Raw genomic sequence first — 16,509 nt, 5'->3', positions numbered from 1 at the left:
AGTTGTGTATAAGAGACCGGGTCAGGGGCGCAGGGTGGTGGGGGTGATAGTGCCGGTGGCGACCAGGACCGCCGGGCCGGAGAGCCAGCAGGAGTCGTCGGTGACCGTGACGGTGAGGCGACCGCCGGGGACGTCGACCGCGACCGTGCCGGTGTCCCGGGCGTCGTCGCGCAGGGCCACCGCGGCCACCGCGCAGGCGCCGGTGCCGCAGGAGAGCGTCTCCGCCGAGCCGCGTTCGTAGACCCGCATCAGGACGTGTCCGTCGGCGCCGGCGACCGGCTCGGCCGACGTGATGAACTCGACGTTCACGCCGCTCGGGAAGACCGCGGCGTCGTACTCGGGCGCCCGGGTGAGGTCGAGGGTGGCCAACTCCAGCCCGGCCGGCAGCGCGCAGACCAGGTGCGGGTTGCCGACGTCCACCGCCGCGCCGGGCAGGGTCAGCCCGCCCAAAGTGGCGGTCGAGGCGTCGTACACCCGGGGGCGGCGCATCTCGACGGCGATGGCGTCTCCCTCGACGCGCGCGCGCACCAGGCCGGCCCGGGTGGCCACCGGCAGCGCCGCGCCGGCGGGCGTGGCCAGCCCGGTCTCCAGCAGGTAGCGGACGAAGACCCGGGCGCCGTTGCCGCACATCTCGGCGAACGACCCGTCGGAGTTCCAGTAGTCCATGAACCACTCGGCCTCGTCGGCCAGGCCGGCGCCCTCGGGGTGCTTCGCCGCCCGGACCACCCGCAGCACGCCGTCGCCGCCGACGCCGCGCCGCCGGTCGCAGATCGCGGCGACCAGCCCGGGCGTCAGGTCGAGCGCCCCGTCCGGGTCGGGCAGGATGACGAAGTCGTTGCCGGTGCCGTGGCCCTTGGTGAACTCCACGCCCCCATCATCCCCGATGCTCGGCGACCATCCGCAGCGCAGTGTCGACAAACGCCGGGGCGGCCGAGTCGAGCCAGTGGATCCGCGGGTCGCGGCGGAACCAGGAGCGCTGCCGGCGGACGAAGCGCCGGGTGGCCCGGATCGTCTCGTCGTGCGCCTCGGTCTCGGTCAGCTCCCCGGCGAGGTAGCGCAGCACCTGCTGGTAGCCGAGCGCGCGGCTGGCCGTGCGTCCCTCGGCCAGGCCGTGGCCGACCAGCTCGCGGGTCTCGGCGACCAGGCCGTCGGCCCACATCCGGTCCACCCGCAGCGCGATCCGCTCGTCCAGCAGTGCGGTGTCCAGGTCGACGCCGAGCTGCACCGACGGGTAGTACGGCGTCGGCTGCGGCAGCGAGGCGGTGAACGGCGCCCCGGTCAGCTCGATCACCTCCAGCGCCCGGACGATCCGCCGGCCGTTGCCGGGCAGGATGCCGGCCGCGGCGACCGGGTCGGCCTCCGCCAGCCGGGCGTGCAGCGGGGCCGGCCCCACCGCCGCCAGCTCGTCCTCCAGCCGCTGCCGCACCGCCGGGTCGGTGCCGGGGAACTCGAACTGTTCCAGCACCGCCCGCACGTACAGCCCGGAGCCGCCGACCAGCAGCGGCACCCGGCCCCGGGCCAGGATGTCGTCGACCGCCGCGCGGGCCAGCCGCTGGTACTCCGCGACGCTGGCCGGCTCGGTGACGTCCCAGATGTCCAGCAGGTGGTGCGGCACGCCCTCCCGCTCGGCCGGGGTCAGCTTGGCGGTGCCGATGTCCAGGCCCCGGTAGAGCTGCATCGAGTCGGCGTTGACCACCTCGCCGTCGAGCGCGTGCGCGAGCGCGATGCTCAGCGCCGACTTGCCGGCCGCGGTCGGCCCGACCACGGCCACCACCGTCCCGGGCACCGGCCGCCCGCCGTCGGCCGGAGCGGTCACGCCCGCTCCCAGGTGGCGACGAAGTAGGCCACGCCGTAGGGGGCCGCGTCGTGGTGCAGCTCGCCGCGCCACGCGCCGCCCGCGGCCCGGGCCGCACCGGCGAGCACCTGCCAGGGCGCACGCCCGGCGACCTTCAGCTCCGCCGACAGTTCGGGGTCCAGGCCGAGCAGGGCCTCGGCGTCCACGCCGGCCAGTGCCCGGGCGACCCCCTCGTCGTACGGTTCGGCGCGCGGGTCGTGGTAGCCGGGCGACTTCTCCCCCCGGCAGGCCGACCCGTCCCCCATGACCAGCAGCGCGGTCCGCTGCTCGGCCCGGCGGGCGAGCCGCGACCCGAGCTCGGCGCACTCGTCGGTGGCGGCGTCGGTGGCGACCGCCTCGGCGAACCGGGGCAGCTCGGTGCCCGTCCCGCCGAGCAGCCACGCGCCGAGGGTCAGGCTCAGCGGCAGCCGCTCCCCACCCGCGCAGTTGGTCTTCCAGAGCCGCACGTGGCGGTCGACGCCGTAGGCGCGCAGCGAGCCGTGGTCGGCGGCACCGAAGCGGACCGTCTCCGGTCCGGCGCCGACCAGCAGGATCTGCTCCGGCTCGGCGGCGAGCAGCCGGGCCACGGCGGCGTCGCAGGCCGCCCGGAGGTCGTCCAGCTCGGGCGCGGCGGCACCGGCCAGCTCGGGCACGATCAGGGGCGGGTGGGGGCAGACGGCGGCGGCGACCAGGGACACGGGTTCACGGTAGCCGGACGCGCCGGTGCGTCCCCGCGCCGATCCGGTCATTGCAGCGGTAGGACACCGTATGGTCACGGTCGACGACAGGCGCTTCACACTCACGGGGGCGGACCTGTGACAATGCCGGGAGTAACTTGGCTGCGCCGTGGCGGCGTTCGCGGGGTCCGTCCCGTCGACGCCGGGAGAACGAGGATGGGCACATGAGCGACTGGACTGCCTTCGGACGGGTGGACGCGGACGGCACCGTGTACGTCAAGACCGCCGAGGGCGAGCGGGTGGTCGGATCCTGGCAGGCGGGAGCCCCCGAGGAGGGGCTGGCCCACTTCGCCCGGCGCTTCGCCGACCTGGTGACCGAGGTGGACCTGACCGAGGCCCGGCTCAACTCGGGCGCGGCGGACGCCGGCCACTCCCTGACCACGATCCGCCGGATCCGGGCCTCGCTGGCCGAGGCGCACGTCGTCGGCGACATCGACGCCCTCGCCGCGCGGCTGGACAAGCTCGCCGCCGTCGCCGAGGAGAAGGCCGGCGAGGCGAAGGCCGCCCGGGACGCCGCCCGCGGCGAGGCGCTCGCCCGCAAGACGGCCCTGGTCGAGGAGGCGGAGAAGCTGGCCGCCGAGTCGACCGGCTGGAAGACCGCCGGTGACCGGCTCAAGGAGATCCTCGACGAGTGGAAGACCATCCGCGGGGTCGACAAGAAGGCCGACGGTGAGCTGTGGAAGCGGTTCGCCGCCGCGCGGGACGGCTTCACCCGCCGCCGGGGCGCCCACTTCGCCTCCCTGGACCAGCAGCGCAAGCAGGCGCAGACGGTCAAGGAGGAGCTGGTCGCCGAGGCGGAGAAGCTGAAGGACTCCACCGAGTGGGCGGCCACCGCCAACCAGCTCAAGGAGCTGATGAACCAGTGGAAGGCCGCGCCGCGCGCCTCCAAGGAGGCCGAGCAGAAGCTCTGGGAACGGTTCCGGGCCGCCCAGGACGCCTTCTTCAGCCGGCGTAGCGAGGTCTTCTCGGCCCGCGACAACGAGCAGCGAGCCAACCTGGAGCGCAAGCAGGCGCTGATCGCTGAGGCCGAGGCGCTGGACGTCGACGCCGACCCGAAGGGCGCGCAGGCCAAGCTGCGGGAGATCCAGGCGCAGTGGCACGAGGCCGGCCGGGTGCCGCGCGAGGCCGCCGCCGGGCTGGAGCGGCGCCTGCGGGCCGTGGACGACAAGGTCCGCGAGGTCATGGACTCGGCCTGGCGACGGACCACCAAGGAGGACAACCCGCTGCTCGCCCAGATGCGGGCGCAGGTGGCCGAGGCCGAGGAGCGGCTGGCCCGGGCGCAGGCCGCCGGGGACGCCCGCCGGGTCAAGGAGGCCGAGCAGGCGCTCGCCTCGAAGCGCCAGTTCCTCCAGCTCGCCGAACAGGCCGGCTGACCCTCAGCAACTCCCGGGAGCCCCGGTCCCTGACGGGACCGGGGCCCCCGCACGTCCGGGGGCGCCCACCCCGTCAAGATCCGCGCACTTCCCGAGAAAGCGGGCTCATTCGACGGCGAATGGGCCCGCTTTCCGTGAAGGTGCGCGAAGGGGGGACGGGGGGGTGGGTGGTTGACGCATTGAGGGGCGCTGATCAGAATGGGCGGCAGAGTCAGGTCAGGCCCGGCGCTAGGGCATCGGCGGTGGGGTCCATCGCCGGGAGTCGCCGGTGCGGTCGCGAGTGGAGGCGTGCGCGTGACGCCGCCCGCCGCGCACTGTCCGCGTACCCGCGGAAGAGCGCGGCCACCCACCTGGCCCTCCGCCCTCCGCGCCGGCTGAGCACGGCGCGGCGGGGCCTCCGATTGGAGCTCGCATGCACCGACCCACCGCCCTCGGCGGCGCGCTCACCGCGCTCGCCACCGCCGCGGCCGGCGTCCTCGTCGCCGCCGCCGTCAGCACCTCCCCGGCCGCCGCCGCAGTCGGCGGCACCGGCATCGGCTACCTGCGCACCAGCGGCAACAAGATCGTGGACAGCACCGGCGCCACCGTCCGGCTCACCGGGATCAACTGGTTCGGCATGGAGACGGACAACAAGACCTTCCACGGGCTCTGGTCGAGCAACCCGTGGCGCGGCCAGCTCGACAAGATGGCCAGCCTCGGCTACAACACGCTGCGCATCCCCTACTCGAACGACGCGCTGAAGCCGGGCGCGACGGCCAGCGGCATCAACGACTACGTCAACCCGGACCTGGTCGGGCTCTCCCCGTTGCAGATCCTCGACAAGGTGATCGACTACGCCGGCGGCAAGGGGATGCGGGTCATCCTGGACCGGCACCGGCCGACCGCCGCCGGGCAGTCAGCGCTCTGGTACACCTCGACCGTCTCCGAGGCGACCTGGATCAACGACTGGAAGATGCTCGCCCAGCGGTACGCGGGCAACCCGACGGTGATCGGCGCGGACCTGCACAACGAGCCGCACGCCGAGGGCACCAACCCGGCCGCCACCGGCGCCTGCTGGGGCTGCGGCGACACCGCCCGGGACTGGCGGCTGGCGGCCGAGCGGGCCGGCAACGCGATCCTCGGGGTGCAGCCGAACTGGCTGATCTTCGTGGAGGGGGTGAGCTGCCCCAGCGGCGGACTGTCGAACGTCTGGGACGGCGACACCAGCAACGACGAGGACTGCGGCTGGTGGGGCGGCAACCTCACCAGGGCCAAGGACTTCCCGGTCCGGCTGAACGTGGCGAACCGGCTGGTCTACTCGCCGCACGAGTACGCCACCTCGGTCTACCGCCAGGCCTGGTTCGACGCCCCCGACTACCCGGCGAACCTGCCGGCGATCTGGGACAAGTACTGGGGTTACCTGCACAAGCAGAACATCGCGCCGATCATGATGGGCGAGTTCGGCAGCACCCTCGCCGACCCGAAGGACAAGGTCTGGCTGGAGAACCTGATGGCCTACACCGGCACCGGGGTCAACGGGATGTCCTTCACCTACTGGTCGTGGAACCCGAACTCCGGTGACACCGGCGGCATCGCGCTGGACGACTGGACCAGCATCAACACCACCAAGCAGGCCATCCTCCAGCCGTACCTGATCCCGCCGGTGGGCGGTGGCGGCCCGTCGCCGACCACCCCGGGCCCGACGCCGACCACCCCGACCGGCGGCTGCACCGCCACCTACAAGCAGGTCAACGCCTGGCAGGGCGGCTTCCAGGGCGAGCTGACCGTCAAGAACACCGGCACCGCGGCGGTCAACCCGTGGTCGGTGACCTGGGCGTGGCCGTCCGGGGTGAGCCTGGCCAGCGGCTGGAACGCCACGGTGACCCAGTCCGGCAGCACGGTCACCGCCGCCGCCCCCGACTGGTCCCGCTCGCTGGCGGCCGGGGCGTCGGTGACGATCGGCTTCACCGCCAACGGCGCGGCGTCCGCGCCGGGCACGGTGAAGCTCAACGGCACCGCCTGCTGAGGCCGGCACGGCGACGGCCGGGGCCTGCGCGTGCAGGTCCCGGCCGTCGGCGGTGGCGTCAGTGCGCGGCGCAGCCGGTCGCCGGCGCGGGCGCCGCGGCCGGCGCACCGATCGTGGGCAGCCCGAGCAGCACCCCGGGGGTACGCGGGGAGCGGCCCGCCTCGGCGGCGTCACCGGCCCGGGTACGCCGGTGCGACAGCGGCTCGCCGTCGGCGTTGAGGTGGTGCGGGGCGGCGTAGGTCACGGTGGTGTGCACGATGTCGCCGGGGCGGATCTGCCCGACGAGGGAACCGGTGGCGCCGTGCTGGCCGTTCGCTCCGGCTGCGCCGGTGGCGAAGTGGACCAGCCGGCCGTCGCGGGCCCGGCCGGACATCCGGCCGGTGCGCTCGTCCTTGCGCCCCTCACCGACGGCGACCAGCACCTCGACGGGCTGCCCCACCAGGCGCTTGTTCTCCGCCCAGGTGATCTCCTCGACGCAGGCGATCAGCCGCTCGTAGCGCTCCTGCACGACCTGCTTGGGCAACTGGCCGTCCATCGTGGCGGCCGGCGTGCCGGGGCGCTTGGAGTACTGGAAGGTGAACGCCGAGGAGAACCGGGCCTCGCGGACCACGTCGAGGGTGCGCTGGAAGTCCGCCTCGGTCTCGCCGGGGAAACCGACGATGATGTCGGTGGTGATCGCCGCGTCCGGCATCGCCGCCCGGACCTTCTCGATGATCCCCAGGTACTTTTCCGAGCGGTACGAGCGGCGCATCGCCTTCAGCACGTCGTCCGAGCCGGACTGCAACGGCATGTGCAGCGAGTGGCAGACGTTCGGCGTCTCGGCCATCGCGGCGATCACGTCGTCGGTGAAGTCCTTCGGGTGCGGGCTGGTGAACCGGACCCGCTCCAGCCCGTCGATGTCGCCGCAGGCGCGCAGCAGCTTGCCGAAGGCGTACCGGTCGCCGAACTCGACGCCGTAGGAGTTGACGTTCTGCCCGAGCAGGGTCACCTCCAGCACGCCCTCGTCGACCAGGGCGCGCACCTCGGAGAGGATGTCGCCGGGGCGGCGGTCCTTCTCCTTGCCGCGCAGGGAGGGCACGATGCAGAACGTGCAGGTGTTGTTGCAGCCCACCGAGATCGACACCCAGCCGGCGTACGTCGACTCGCGCCGGGTGGGCAGCGTGGAGGGGAAGACGTCGAGGGATTCGAGGATCTCCACCTCGGCGGCGGCGTTGTGCCGGGCCCGCTCCAGCAGCACCGGCAGCGAACCGATGTTGTGCGTGCCGAAGACCACGTCGACCCAGGGGGCCTTGCGGACGATGTCGCCGCGGTCCTTCTGGGCCAGGCAGCCGCCGACGGCGATCTGCATGCCGGGGTGCTTGTCCTTCACGGGGCGCAGATGACCCAGGTTGCCGTAGAGCCGGTTGTCGGCGTTCTCCCGGACGGCGCAGGTGTTGAACACCACCACGTCCGGGTTGTCGTCGGCCTCGGCGGCGCGCACGTACCCCGCCTGCTCCAGCAGGCCGGAGATGCGCTCGGAGTCGTGCACGTTCATCTGGCAGCCGTACGTGCGCACCTGGTAGGTACGCGGGCTGCTGGCGGCTGCGGTAGTCATGACGTGCACAGCGTAGCCGGGCCGACCGGGTGGACCCGAACGAGGAGGAGCCATGTGCCGCAGCATCAAGACCCTGCGTGAGCCGTACGTGCCGGAGGTGACGCCGGCCGACATCGAGGCTGCGGCGCTGCAGTACGTCCGCAAGATCTCGGGTTTCCGGGCACCGGCCGCGCACAACGCGGAGGCGTTCGACGCGGCGGTGCGCGCGGTGACCGCCGCCACGGCGACCCTGCTCGACCAGTTGCAGGTGCGCGGCTCCCGCCCGGCGCAGGCCGGCTGAGCGGGCGGGGGCCGCGGCCGGGTCAGGCCGCGGCCAGCGCCGGGTTGACCGAGTCGGGCGCCCAGCGCGACCGGTGGCACCGCGACCAGCCCCGGCAGCCGGGGTTGGCCAGCGTGCAGAGCCGCTGGTTGCTGAGCACCTCGCCGTCGTCGGTCTCGGTCACGTCGAAGTGCACCGGACGGATCGTGCCGTCCGGCGCGACCAGCAGGTGCCGGCCGGCGTCGAGGGTGTCGTCGGTCAGCAGGCAGTTGCGGCCGAGCAGCCGGGCCAGCGCGGCGACGCTGCTGCGCTCGTTCAGGCTCTCGGGCACCCCGTAGCAGTCCACCACCGTGCCGAACTCCCCCGGCGCCTCCCACACGTCGCAGACCACCGCGTACGTGGGCAGCCGGACCGGGTCGGCGACGGCCAGGGGCATCACCACCCGGCCGAGCGCCTCGGCCAGCGCGGGGTACACCTCCACCGGTGCCGCCCCGTCGATTCTCCAGTTCCACAGCTCGGTCATGCCGCCTCCTCGCTGCGTTCGTCCCACCGGCCTCCGGATCGGGCCTTACTGACGATGGTGGGGGGCATATGACCTCAGCCGGGGGCAAGTTACCGGTCTGTGACCATTCCGGGCAAAATTTCCTCGAGCACCGTTGCTCCGAGTAGCGGGAAGGTGACAGTTTATCGGGTATGGTGCCCGATCCGGCAGACCGGGTCCGGCGGGTCCGCGCCGGATTCCGCGCTCCCGCGGCCGCTGCCCACGACGCGGCGGGCCCGGTTCAGCGGAGCACGAGCCGGTGCTCGCCGGCCGGCAGCAGCTCCCCGATCACGGTGCCGCCGGGGATCTCACCGGCGACCAGCAGACCGCCGGAGGTCTGCGCGTCGGCGAGCAGCAGCCGGTCCGCCTCGCCGGTCGCCCCGAAGTCGGTCCACGGGGTCACCCACTCCAGGTTGCGGCGGGTCCCGCCGCTGACGTACCCGTCGCGGACGGCCTTGCGCGCGCCCGGCAGGTACGGCACCCGGGCGGTGTCGATGGCGACCGTGAGCCGGCTGGCCCGGGCCAGCTTCGAGGCGTGCCCGAGCAGGCCGAAGCCGGTGACGTCGGTGCCGCAGCGGACCCCGGCCGCCACCGCCGCACGGGCGGCGTCGCGGTTGAGGGCAGCCATCGCGGCGACCGCCTCGGCGAACCGCTCCCCGGTTCGCTTGTGCCGGGTGTTGAGCACCCCGACGCCGAGCGGCTTGGTCAGCGACAGCGGCAGGCCGGCCCGGCCGGCGTCGAGGGTGATCAACTCCTCGGGGCGGACCACGCCGGTGACGGCGAGGCCGTACTTGGGGCCGTCGTCGTCGACGCTGTGCCCGCCGGCCAGGTGGCAGCCGGCCTCCCGGGCCACGTCCTGCCCGCCGCGCAGCACCTCCCGGGCCAGTTCCAGCGGGAGCACGTCGCGCGGCCAGCAGAGCAGGTTCAGCGCGACCAGCGGGGTGCCGCCCATCGCGTACACGTCGGACAACGCGTTGGCGGCGGCGATCCGGCCCCAGTCGTAGGGGTCGTCGACGACCGGGGTGAAGAAGTCGGCGGTGCTGACCAGCCCGGTCCGCTCGTCCAGCCGGACCACCGCCGCGTCGTCGCCGTGGTCCAGCCCGACCAGCAGGTCGGCGGTGCCGGTGGCGGGCCCGAGCCCGGCCACCATCGCCTCCAGTTCGCCTGGCGGGATCTTGCAGGCGCAGCCGCCACCGCGGGCGTAATCGGTCAGCCGGACCCGGTCGGTCATCCCGACATGATCTCGGTGCCGGGCCGCGACCGCCACTCGGAACCCGCCCTTGGGTGACGTAATTCGGACTCCTCGGCACGGCCGGGACCGGTGTTACCGCTCCGTGACCAACCAGGTTGCGTTCTGCCACATCACCCCGCCTACAGTTGCCCAACCGGGGGTCGACCGACCCCGCTTCCGGGACAGACGACAGGGACGGTGTACGACGTGACGACGGGCGAACCGCTCATCGTGCTGGACGGGGTCAACAAGTACTTCGGCCCGCTGCACGTGTTGGACGACGTGTCGCTCTCCGTCGGCAGGGGCGAGGTGGTCGTGGTGATCGGCCCGTCCGGCTCCGGCAAGTCGACGCTCTGCCGGACGATCAACCGGCTGGAGCCGATCGACTCCGGCACCATCACCTTCGACGGGCAGCCGCTGCCCGCCGAGGGCAAGGCGCTGGCGAAGCTGCGCAGCGAGGTCGGCATGGTCTTCCAGTCGTTCAACCTCTTCGCGCACAAGACGATCCTGGAGAACGTCACGCTCGGCCCGATCAAGGTCCGCAAGGAGAAGCCGGCCGCCGCCCGCGAGCGCGGCCTGGCCCTGCTCGACCGGGTCGGCATCGCCAACCAGGCCGACAAGTACCCCGCCCAGCTCTCCGGCGGCCAGCAGCAGCGGGCCGCGATCGCCCGCGCGCTGGCCATGCAGCCGAAGGCGATGCTCTTCGACGAGCCCACCAGCGCGCTCGACCCGGAGATGGTCGGCGAGGTGCTGGACGTCATGACGTCGCTGGCCCGCGAGGGCATGACCATGGTCGTGGTCACCCACGAGATGGGCTTCGCCCGGCACGCGGCGAACCGGGTCATCTTCATGGCCGACGGCAAGCTGGTGGAGGACGCTCCCCCCACCGAGTTCTTCGCCAGCCCGCGCAGCGAGCGGGCCAAGGACTTCCTGTCGAAGATCCTCACCCACTAAGGCGTCCGTAACGGAGCACGCCGTCCCCCGGTGGGCTCTGTCGAAGAAGGAGATGAGTATGCGTATGAAGCGCGTGGCGGCGGTCGCCGCAGCAGCCACCCTCGCACTTGGCATGGCCGCCTGCGGTGGCGACGACAGCGGCTCCGGCAGCTCGGGCGCCAAGGGCCTGGTCGGCAAGGCGCAGAGCCAGAAGAAGCTGGTCATCGGCGTCAAGGCCGACCAGCCGGGCCTGGGTCTGCAGACCGGAAGCCAGTACGAGGGCTTCGACATCGAGGTCGCCAAGATCGTGGCCAAGGGCCTCGGCGTCGACGCGAACAACATCGAGTGGAAGACCACCGTCTCCTCCAACCGCGAGCCCTTCATCCAGCAGGGCACCGTCGACCTCGTGATCGCGACCTACACGATCAACGACGAGCGGAAGCAGAAGGTCAACTTCGCCGGGCCGTACTTCATCGCCGGCCAGGACCTGCTGGTCAAGGCGGACTCCACCCTCACCGGACCGGAGGCCCTCGACGGCAAGACGGTCTGCTCGGTGACCGGCTCGACGCCGGCCAAGCGGATCCAGTCGGAGCACCCGAAGGCGAAGCTGCAGCAGTTCGACTCGTACTCGAAGTGCCTGCCGCTGCTGGAGAACCGCCAGGTCGACGCGGTGACCACCGACGACATCATCCTCGCCGGGTACGCCGCCCAGTCCCAGTACGCCGGCAAGTTCAAGGTCGTCGGCAAGCCCTTCTCCACCGAGCCCTACGGCATCGGCCTGAAGAAGGACGACAAGGCCGGCTGCGAGAAGGTCAACGAGATCCTCAAGGCCGCGGCGCAGGACGGCTCGTACAAGGCCGCCTGGGACGCCACCCTCGGCAAGAGCGGCAAGGCCGCGCCCGAGCTGGACACCACCAAGCTGACCAACTGCAGCAGCGTCTGACCGGTTCCGGGGCCGGCACCGTGACGGTGCCGGCCCTGGTCTGTCACGACGCCGACGACGTGCCCCGGGAGTCGACGCATGCACGTATTCGCTGACCAGGCCAACTTCGACGCGTACGTGTCGGGCTTTCTCTGGATCCTCAAGCTGACCGGCGCGTCGGCGGTCCTCGCGCTGCTGCTCGGCGTGCTGCTCGCCGCGTTCCGGGTCTCCCCCGTGCCCGTGCTGCGCGGCTTCGGCGCGGCCTGGGTCAACATCTTCCGCAACACCCCGCTCACCCTGATCATCTTTTTCTGCTACTTCGGCCTCTTCTCCACGCTGGGCCTCAGCCTCTCCGACGAGCTGGACCTGAACAACTACTGGCTCGGTGTCGTCGGCCTCTCGGTCTACACCGCCTCGTTCGTCTGCGAAGCGGTCCGCTCCGGCATCAACACCGTGCCGACTGGGCAGGCCGAGGCGGCGCGCGCGATCGGGCTCACCTTCTTCCAGACCCTGCGGATCGTCGTGCTGCCGCAGGCCGGTCGGGCCGTCGTGGCGCCGCTCGGCAGCGTGCTCATCGCACTGTGCAAGAACGCCACGATCGTCGGCACGATCGGTCTGATGGAGTCCTCCAGCGTGATGAAGGACTTGATCAACAGCAATGGCGACGCGGTCATCGCGATCTTCCTGGTCTTCGCCGGCACGTTCGCCGCGATCCTGATCCCGACCGGCTACTTCTTCGGCTGGCTGGCCAACCGAATGGCGGTGAAGCGCTGATGAGCGCCGGCAACGTCCTCTACGACCACCCCGGGCCGCGGGCCCGGATCCGCAACGCGGTACTCAGCGTGGTCTTCGGCGTGGGTCTGGTCGCACTGCTCTGGTGGATCTACCGCAAGTTCGACCAGGCCGGCCAGTGGGAGGCGAACCTCTGGAAGCCGTTCACCGACTCGGCGACCTGGACGCAGTTCATCCTTCCGGGTCTGACCCAGACCCTGCTCGCCGCCGGCACCGGGATGGTCCTGTCCCTCACCTTCGGCATCGTCTTCGCGGTGGCTCGACTGTCCGACCGCTGGTGGATCCGGGTGCCCGCCGGCGCGGTGGTGGAGTTCTTCCGCGCGGTCCCGCTGCTCCTGATGATCTTCTTCATCTTCTACGGCGTGCCGTTCCTCATCCAGGGCCCGGTCTCGGCGTTCTGGGCCGTGGTCACCGGTCTGACGCTGTACAACGGCTCGGTTCTCGCCGAGGCGTTCCGCGCCGGCATCCGGTCGATTCCGGGCGGTCAGGCCGAGGCGGCCTACGCCGTGGGCATGCGCAAGAGCCAGGTCATGCAGCTGATCCTGGTGCCGCAGGCCGCCCGCGCGATGCTCCCGGTGATCGTCAGCCAGCTCGTCGTCCTGCTCAAGGACACCGCGCTCGGCTACATCGTGGCCTTCCCCGAACTGCTCCAGCGGGGCGTCAACGACCTCTCCGCGAACTACGGCAACGTGGTCGCCGCCGCGATGGTCGTCGCCGTGATCTACATCGTGATCAATTCCCTGCTCACCACCCTGGCGAACTGGCTGGACCGGCGTACCGGCCGTCGGGGCGTACGCATTCCCAAGCAGACCGCGCCGGACTCGACCCCGGCCGGCGGAGCGCTCGTCGCCGAGCCGCAGGGCTGATCGCCCGGCAGACGGCACCGCGCCCGCCCGTCGTGCTCCACGACGGGCGGGCGCGTCCGCTTTCTCGCCGCTTTCGCTGACGCGGGCGTGGGGACGAGCTGAGCCCGTCCCCACCTCCACCCGGTGTGCCGGGCGAATCAGTCGTCCTGTCCTTCCACTCGGGCAGGGGATGTCAGCGGGCGATCTCGGTGACCCGGGACTCGCGGACCACGGTCACCCGGATCTGACCCGGGTAGGTCAGCTCCTCCTCGATCTGCTTGGCCACGTCCCGGGCGAGGACCGCCGCGCCGATGTCGTCGACGTCCTCCGGCTTGACCATCACCCGGATCTCCCGGCCCGCCTGCATGGCGAAGACCTTCTCCACGCCGAGCTTGCCGGCCGCGATCTCCTCGATCCGCTCCAGCCGCTTGACGTACGCCTCCAGGCTCTCCCGCCGCGCGCCCGGACGCCCGCCGGAGCACGCGTCGGAGGCCTGGGTGAGCACCGCCTCGATGGTCTGCGGCGGCACCTCGTTGTGGTGCGCCTCGATGGCGTGCACCACGTCCTCGCTCTCGCCGTACTTGCGGGCCAGGTCGGCGCCGATGATGGCGTGGCTGCCCTCCACCTCGTGGGTGAGCGCCTTGCCGATGTCGTGCAGGAACGCGCACCGCTTGATGGTGGGGATGTCCAGCCGCAGCTCGGCGGCCATGATCCCGGCGATGTGCGCGGTCTCCACCAGGTGCTTGAGCACGTTCTGCCCGTACGACGTGCGGTAGCGCAACCGGCCGAGCAGGGTGACCAGCTCCGGGTGGATCTCGGTGATGCCGACCTCGACCAGGGCGTCCTCGGCGGCCCGGTGGCAGAGCTGCTCCACCTCCTGCCGGGCCAGGTCGTGCACCTCCTCGATCCGGTGCGGGTGGATCCGGCCGTCGAGGACCAGCTTCTCCAGGGTGAGCCGGCCGACCTCCCGGCGTACCGGGTCGAAGCAGGAGAGCAGCACCGCCTCGGGGGTGTCGTCGATGATCAGGTTGACCCCGGTGACCGACTCGAAGGCGCGGATGTTGCGCCCCTCCCGGCCGATGATCCGCCCCTTCATCTCGTCGCCGGGCAGGTGCAGCACGCTGACCACGCTCTCCGCGGTCTGCTCGCTGGCCACCCGCTGGATGGCGTCCACCACGATGGTCCGGGCGCGCTGCTCGGCGGTGTTGCGGGCGTCGGACTCGATGTCCCGGACCAGCAGGGCCGCCTCCCGCTTGGCCTGGATCTCGATCGCGTCGATCAGCTCGGCGCGCGCGGCGTCGGCGGTGAGCCCGGCGACCCGTTCCAGCTCGCGGCGGCGCTGCTCCTCGGCGGCGGCCAGCGCAGTCTCCCGCTCCACCAGCCCGGCCTCCCGCTTCGCCAGCTCGGCGCTGGCCGCGGTGAGCTGCCGTTCCCGCTCGGCGAGCCGCTCGACCTCCTCGGTGTGCAGCCGCTCCCGCTCGTCCATCCGGGCCGCCCGGCGTTCCACCTCGGCGGCCTGCTCGCGGGTGGTGGCGGCCAGCACGGCGACCTCCCGCTCGCCGCTGCGCCGGGCGGCGGTCCGCAGCTGCTCGGCGTCGGCCTCGGCCTGCCGGTGGGCCCGCTCCAGGATGGTGTCCGCCTCGGCGCGGGCGTCGTCGAGCACCCGGCGGGCCTCGGCGCGGGCCGACTTCGCCTCCGCCTTCGCGGCGGCCGCCTCCGTCCGGGCGGCGGCCGCGGCGGACTTCGCCACGTCGATGGTGCTGCTCGCCTCGTCGGCGGCGCTGCGCAGTGCCGCCAGGGACTGCTCCTGGCGGTCCTTCTCGGCGATGAACGCGGGGTCCTCCGGGGCCGGCGCCGCGCGGAAGGTCCGCATCGCCCGTACGCCGAAGAGGACGGCACCGACGACGACCACGGCGAGCAGCAGCACGGCGACGAGCAGCACCACCTCGACGCCGCTCATCTCGGTGCCCCTACGCCGCGGTGAGCGAGGTCCGACCGTGCTACCCCACCGGCGGACCCGCGACCGCCGACACCTCCTGGGGACCCGTGGTCCCTGTGCCGCCCCGCCATGGCCGCCTCCCCTGAACGTCGACACCGTGGAGGACCGTGCCGGCGGGCACGAGCCTCCGCGGCCCTGGACGCCCGACCGAGCGGCTGGCCGTGGGTGCAGCTCTCCGTCGGCGGTGCCCGTGGGCATCGTCGACAGCCGGGTGCAGTTGTCGGATCGGCTCCGGACCGGCTGTCCGGAGCGACCGTCAAAGGCCGGTGGAGCTGGCCAAAGTGATGCTGTTCTGTTACGCGATCTATGTTGTGCGCTTAGCCTGCGCTGGTCGGGCAATGTGAGCCTGTAGGGCGAGGCTAGGTCGCCGGGGGCCGTTCGGTCAAGAACTCATGATCAAACCCCCCGAACGGAGCGAAGTTGAGCCGTCACCGAACGCCCACGGCATGACGGACAGCAGCGGACAAACGACCCGGGCGACGGGACCACGCGTCGCCCTTTCGGGCCTGCTCACAGGCCCCTCCGCAGCGCGGTGCCTGCCGGGCCGGTGGGGGTGGCGGTGCGTCGCCCGGCACGTCGCCGGACCCGAGACGGCAATCACCTGGCGCGCGGAGCGGGGGCGGTCCGGGCAGCGGGCAGTCCGCGGGTGGGGGGTCCGCGGAGCGGGGGCGGTCCGCGGGACGGGGGCGGTCCGCGGAGCGGGCGTACCCGGGTCAGGAGGCGCCGAGGGCGCGGGCGGCGGCGACCAGGGCCGCGTTGTCGGGCGCGACAGTGCCGTCCGGGAGGCAGCCGGTGTCCTCCAGGCCGATCCGGGTGTCCAGACCCCGGCGCACCGCCTCGACGAGCACCGCCCAGGCGGCGGCGCCCTCGCCGTGCAGCAACACCGGCGGGCCGCCCGGGGCCAGGTGGGCGAGCATGGCCTCGGCGTCGGCCAGCGCCCGCGCCGGATCGTCCGGTGTGCACTCGATCAGGATCCGGCCCACCGGCACCCGCCACCGTTGGCAGTCCCGTACGGCCTGTGGGGTCCAGAGGCCCGCCTCGACCAGCACGCCCCGCTCGTGCAGTGCGGCGGCGACGGCCTCCGCCCCCGCCTCGTGCGCGTTGACCGAGGCGAAGTCGGGCAGCACGGTCCAGGCCCGTACGGCGGCGACCCGGGCGGCCGGGTCCGGCTCGATCCACGCCCCGGTGCTCACCCCGACGGGCAGCCCCGGCCGGGCGACCCGGATCGCGTCCAGCGCGTCGGCGATCACGGCCGGCGCCAGCGACTCGACACCCCCGGGGTCCCGAGGATGGACATGCACGGCAGCCACCCCGAGGTCGGCGCAGCGGACGGCGTCGGCAGCCAGGTCGGCCGGGCTGACCGGCACGGCGGGATGCTCGTCCCGGCCCCGGCCGCCGTTGAGACAGCCCTTCAGCACCAGATCATCCTCCCCCGCCCCACCCC

General features: G+C 72.7%; 15 protein-coding genes. 7 read left to right on the top strand and 8 right to left on the bottom strand.

The window, feature by feature from the left end; genetic code table 11:
• Positions 1-21: 21 nt before the first annotated feature.
• The 3 genes from dapF to ACSNN7_RS25710 are packed head-to-tail and all read right to left on the bottom strand — an operon-like array spanning position 22 to position 2,583.
• Positions 22-867: a diaminopimelate epimerase gene (dapF, locus tag ACSNN7_RS25720; RefSeq protein ID WP_436683515.1), complete on the bottom strand. Its 846-nt coding sequence runs from the start codon at positions 865-867 to the stop codon at positions 22-24.
• Between the two features lie 7 nt (positions 868-874).
• Entirely contained in the window at positions 875-1,828 is a 954-nt protein-coding gene (miaA, locus tag ACSNN7_RS25715) for a tRNA (adenosine(37)-N6)-dimethylallyltransferase MiaA (protein ID WP_436683516.1), read from the bottom strand.
• A complete protein-coding gene (locus ACSNN7_RS25710; protein ID WP_436683514.1) occupies positions 1,813-2,583 on the bottom strand; it encodes a class III extradiol dioxygenase subunit B-like domain-containing protein in 771 nt (256 codons plus the stop codon). Before ACSNN7_RS25710 ends, miaA begins: the two co-directional genes overlap by 16 nt.
• Positions 2,584-2,735: 152 nt before the next feature.
• Between ACSNN7_RS25710 and ACSNN7_RS25705 the strand changes: the two genes are divergently transcribed.
• Complete coding sequence (locus tag ACSNN7_RS25705) at positions 2,736-3,944, top strand: DUF349 domain-containing protein (RefSeq protein WP_334454071.1); 1,209 nt, start codon at positions 2,736-2,738, stop codon at positions 3,942-3,944.
• Between the two features lie 412 nt (positions 3,945-4,356).
• Positions 4,357-5,949 carry a cellulase family glycosylhydrolase gene (locus ACSNN7_RS25700; RefSeq protein ID WP_436683513.1) on the top strand — a complete coding sequence of 531 codons (1,593 nt, stop codon included), beginning with the start codon at positions 4,357-4,359 and terminating at the stop codon, positions 5,947-5,949.
• 58 nt (positions 5,950-6,007) lie between these two features.
• Here the strand turns inward: ACSNN7_RS25700 and miaB are convergent, their stop codons facing one another.
• Positions 6,008-7,543 carry a tRNA (N6-isopentenyl adenosine(37)-C2)-methylthiotransferase MiaB gene (gene miaB / locus ACSNN7_RS25695; protein ID WP_436683512.1) on the bottom strand — a complete coding sequence of 512 codons (1,536 nt, stop codon included), beginning with the start codon at positions 7,541-7,543 and terminating at the stop codon, positions 6,008-6,010.
• A 52-nt stretch (positions 7,544-7,595) separates the two neighbouring features.
• On the opposite strand from miaB, the gene ACSNN7_RS25690 reads away from it, so the two are divergent.
• Positions 7,596-7,823: a DUF2277 domain-containing protein gene (locus tag ACSNN7_RS25690; protein ID WP_436683511.1), complete on the top strand. Its 228-nt coding sequence runs from the start codon at positions 7,596-7,598 to the stop codon at positions 7,821-7,823.
• Positions 7,824-7,845: 22 nt separating this feature from the next.
• Here the strand turns inward: ACSNN7_RS25690 and ACSNN7_RS25685 are convergent, their stop codons facing one another.
• Entirely contained in the window at positions 7,846-8,325 is a 480-nt protein-coding gene (locus ACSNN7_RS25685; RefSeq protein ID WP_334454063.1) for a hypothetical protein, read from the bottom strand.
• Positions 8,326-8,584: 259 nt separating this feature from the next.
• A complete protein-coding gene (selD, locus tag ACSNN7_RS25680; protein WP_436683510.1) occupies positions 8,585-9,574 on the bottom strand; it encodes a selenide, water dikinase SelD in 990 nt (329 codons plus the stop codon).
• A gap of 198 nt (positions 9,575-9,772) precedes the next feature.
• Between selD and ACSNN7_RS25675 the strand changes: the two genes are divergently transcribed.
• From ACSNN7_RS25675 to ACSNN7_RS25660, 4 genes are all read left to right on the top strand, one after another.
• Positions 9,773-10,528 (top strand): amino acid ABC transporter ATP-binding protein, encoded by a 756-nt coding sequence (locus ACSNN7_RS25675; protein ID WP_436683509.1) that lies wholly within the window; start codon positions 9,773-9,775, stop codon positions 10,526-10,528.
• A 58-nt stretch (positions 10,529-10,586) separates the two neighbouring features.
• A complete protein-coding gene (locus ACSNN7_RS25670) occupies positions 10,587-11,450 on the top strand; it encodes a glutamate ABC transporter substrate-binding protein (protein WP_436683508.1) in 864 nt (287 codons plus the stop codon).
• A gap of 78 nt (positions 11,451-11,528) precedes the next feature.
• Positions 11,529-12,203 (top strand): amino acid ABC transporter permease, encoded by a 675-nt coding sequence (locus ACSNN7_RS25665; RefSeq protein WP_436683507.1) that lies wholly within the window; start codon positions 11,529-11,531, stop codon positions 12,201-12,203.
• The gene (locus ACSNN7_RS25660) at positions 12,203-13,087 is read left to right on the top strand and encodes an amino acid ABC transporter permease (protein WP_436683506.1); all 885 of its coding nucleotides are present in this window, start codon (positions 12,203-12,205) and stop codon (positions 13,085-13,087) included. The genes ACSNN7_RS25665 and ACSNN7_RS25660 overlap by 1 nt, the downstream gene beginning before the upstream one ends.
• A gap of 172 nt (positions 13,088-13,259) precedes the next feature.
• Here the strand turns inward: ACSNN7_RS25660 and rny are convergent, their stop codons facing one another.
• Together rny and ACSNN7_RS25650 are read right to left on the bottom strand one after the other, a co-directional pair.
• Positions 13,260-15,026, bottom strand: coding sequence for a ribonuclease Y (rny, locus tag ACSNN7_RS25655; RefSeq protein ID WP_436683505.1), 1,767 nt, complete (start codon positions 15,024-15,026; stop codon positions 13,260-13,262).
• Positions 15,027-15,778: 752 nt separating this feature from the next.
• Positions 15,779-16,509: 3-keto-5-aminohexanoate cleavage protein (locus ACSNN7_RS25650; RefSeq protein ID WP_436683504.1), on the bottom strand; the 731-nt coding region annotated here is incomplete at its 5' end.

The sequence above is a fragment of the Micromonospora sp. URMC 105 genome (assembly GCF_051386295.1).
Classification (GTDB): Bacteria; Actinomycetota; Actinomycetes; order Mycobacteriales; family Micromonosporaceae; genus Micromonospora.
The sequence above is the reverse complement of the archived record's forward strand: the minus strand, read 5'-3'. Positions and strand labels throughout refer to the sequence as shown.

Coding starts and splice junctions, on each gene's coding strand:
- ACSNN7_RS25710 (WP_436683514.1), bottom strand. CDS start 2,583: ATGACCGGATCGGCGCGGGGACGCACCGGCGCGTCCGGCTACCGTGAA.
- ACSNN7_RS25705 (WP_334454071.1), top strand. CDS start 2,736: ATGAGCGACTGGACTGCCTTCGGACGGGTGGACGCGGACGGCACCGTG.
- ACSNN7_RS25700 (WP_436683513.1), top strand. CDS start 4,357: ATGCACCGACCCACCGCCCTCGGCGGCGCGCTCACCGCGCTCGCCACC.
- miaB (WP_436683512.1), bottom strand. CDS start 7,543: ATGACTACCGCAGCCGCCAGCAGCCCGCGTACCTACCAGGTGCGCACG.
- ACSNN7_RS25690 (WP_436683511.1), top strand. CDS start 7,596: ATGTGCCGCAGCATCAAGACCCTGCGTGAGCCGTACGTGCCGGAGGTG.
- ACSNN7_RS25685 (WP_334454063.1), bottom strand. CDS start 8,325: ATGACCGAGCTGTGGAACTGGAGAATCGACGGGGCGGCACCGGTGGAG.
- selD (WP_436683510.1), bottom strand. CDS start 9,574: ATGACCGACCGGGTCCGGCTGACCGATTACGCCCGCGGTGGCGGCTGC.
- ACSNN7_RS25670 (WP_436683508.1), top strand. CDS start 10,587: ATGCGTATGAAGCGCGTGGCGGCGGTCGCCGCAGCAGCCACCCTCGCA.
- ACSNN7_RS25665 (WP_436683507.1), top strand. CDS start 11,529: ATGCACGTATTCGCTGACCAGGCCAACTTCGACGCGTACGTGTCGGGC.
- ACSNN7_RS25660 (WP_436683506.1), top strand. CDS start 12,203: ATGAGCGCCGGCAACGTCCTCTACGACCACCCCGGGCCGCGGGCCCGG.
- rny (WP_436683505.1), bottom strand. CDS start 15,026: ATGAGCGGCGTCGAGGTGGTGCTGCTCGTCGCCGTGCTGCTGCTCGCC.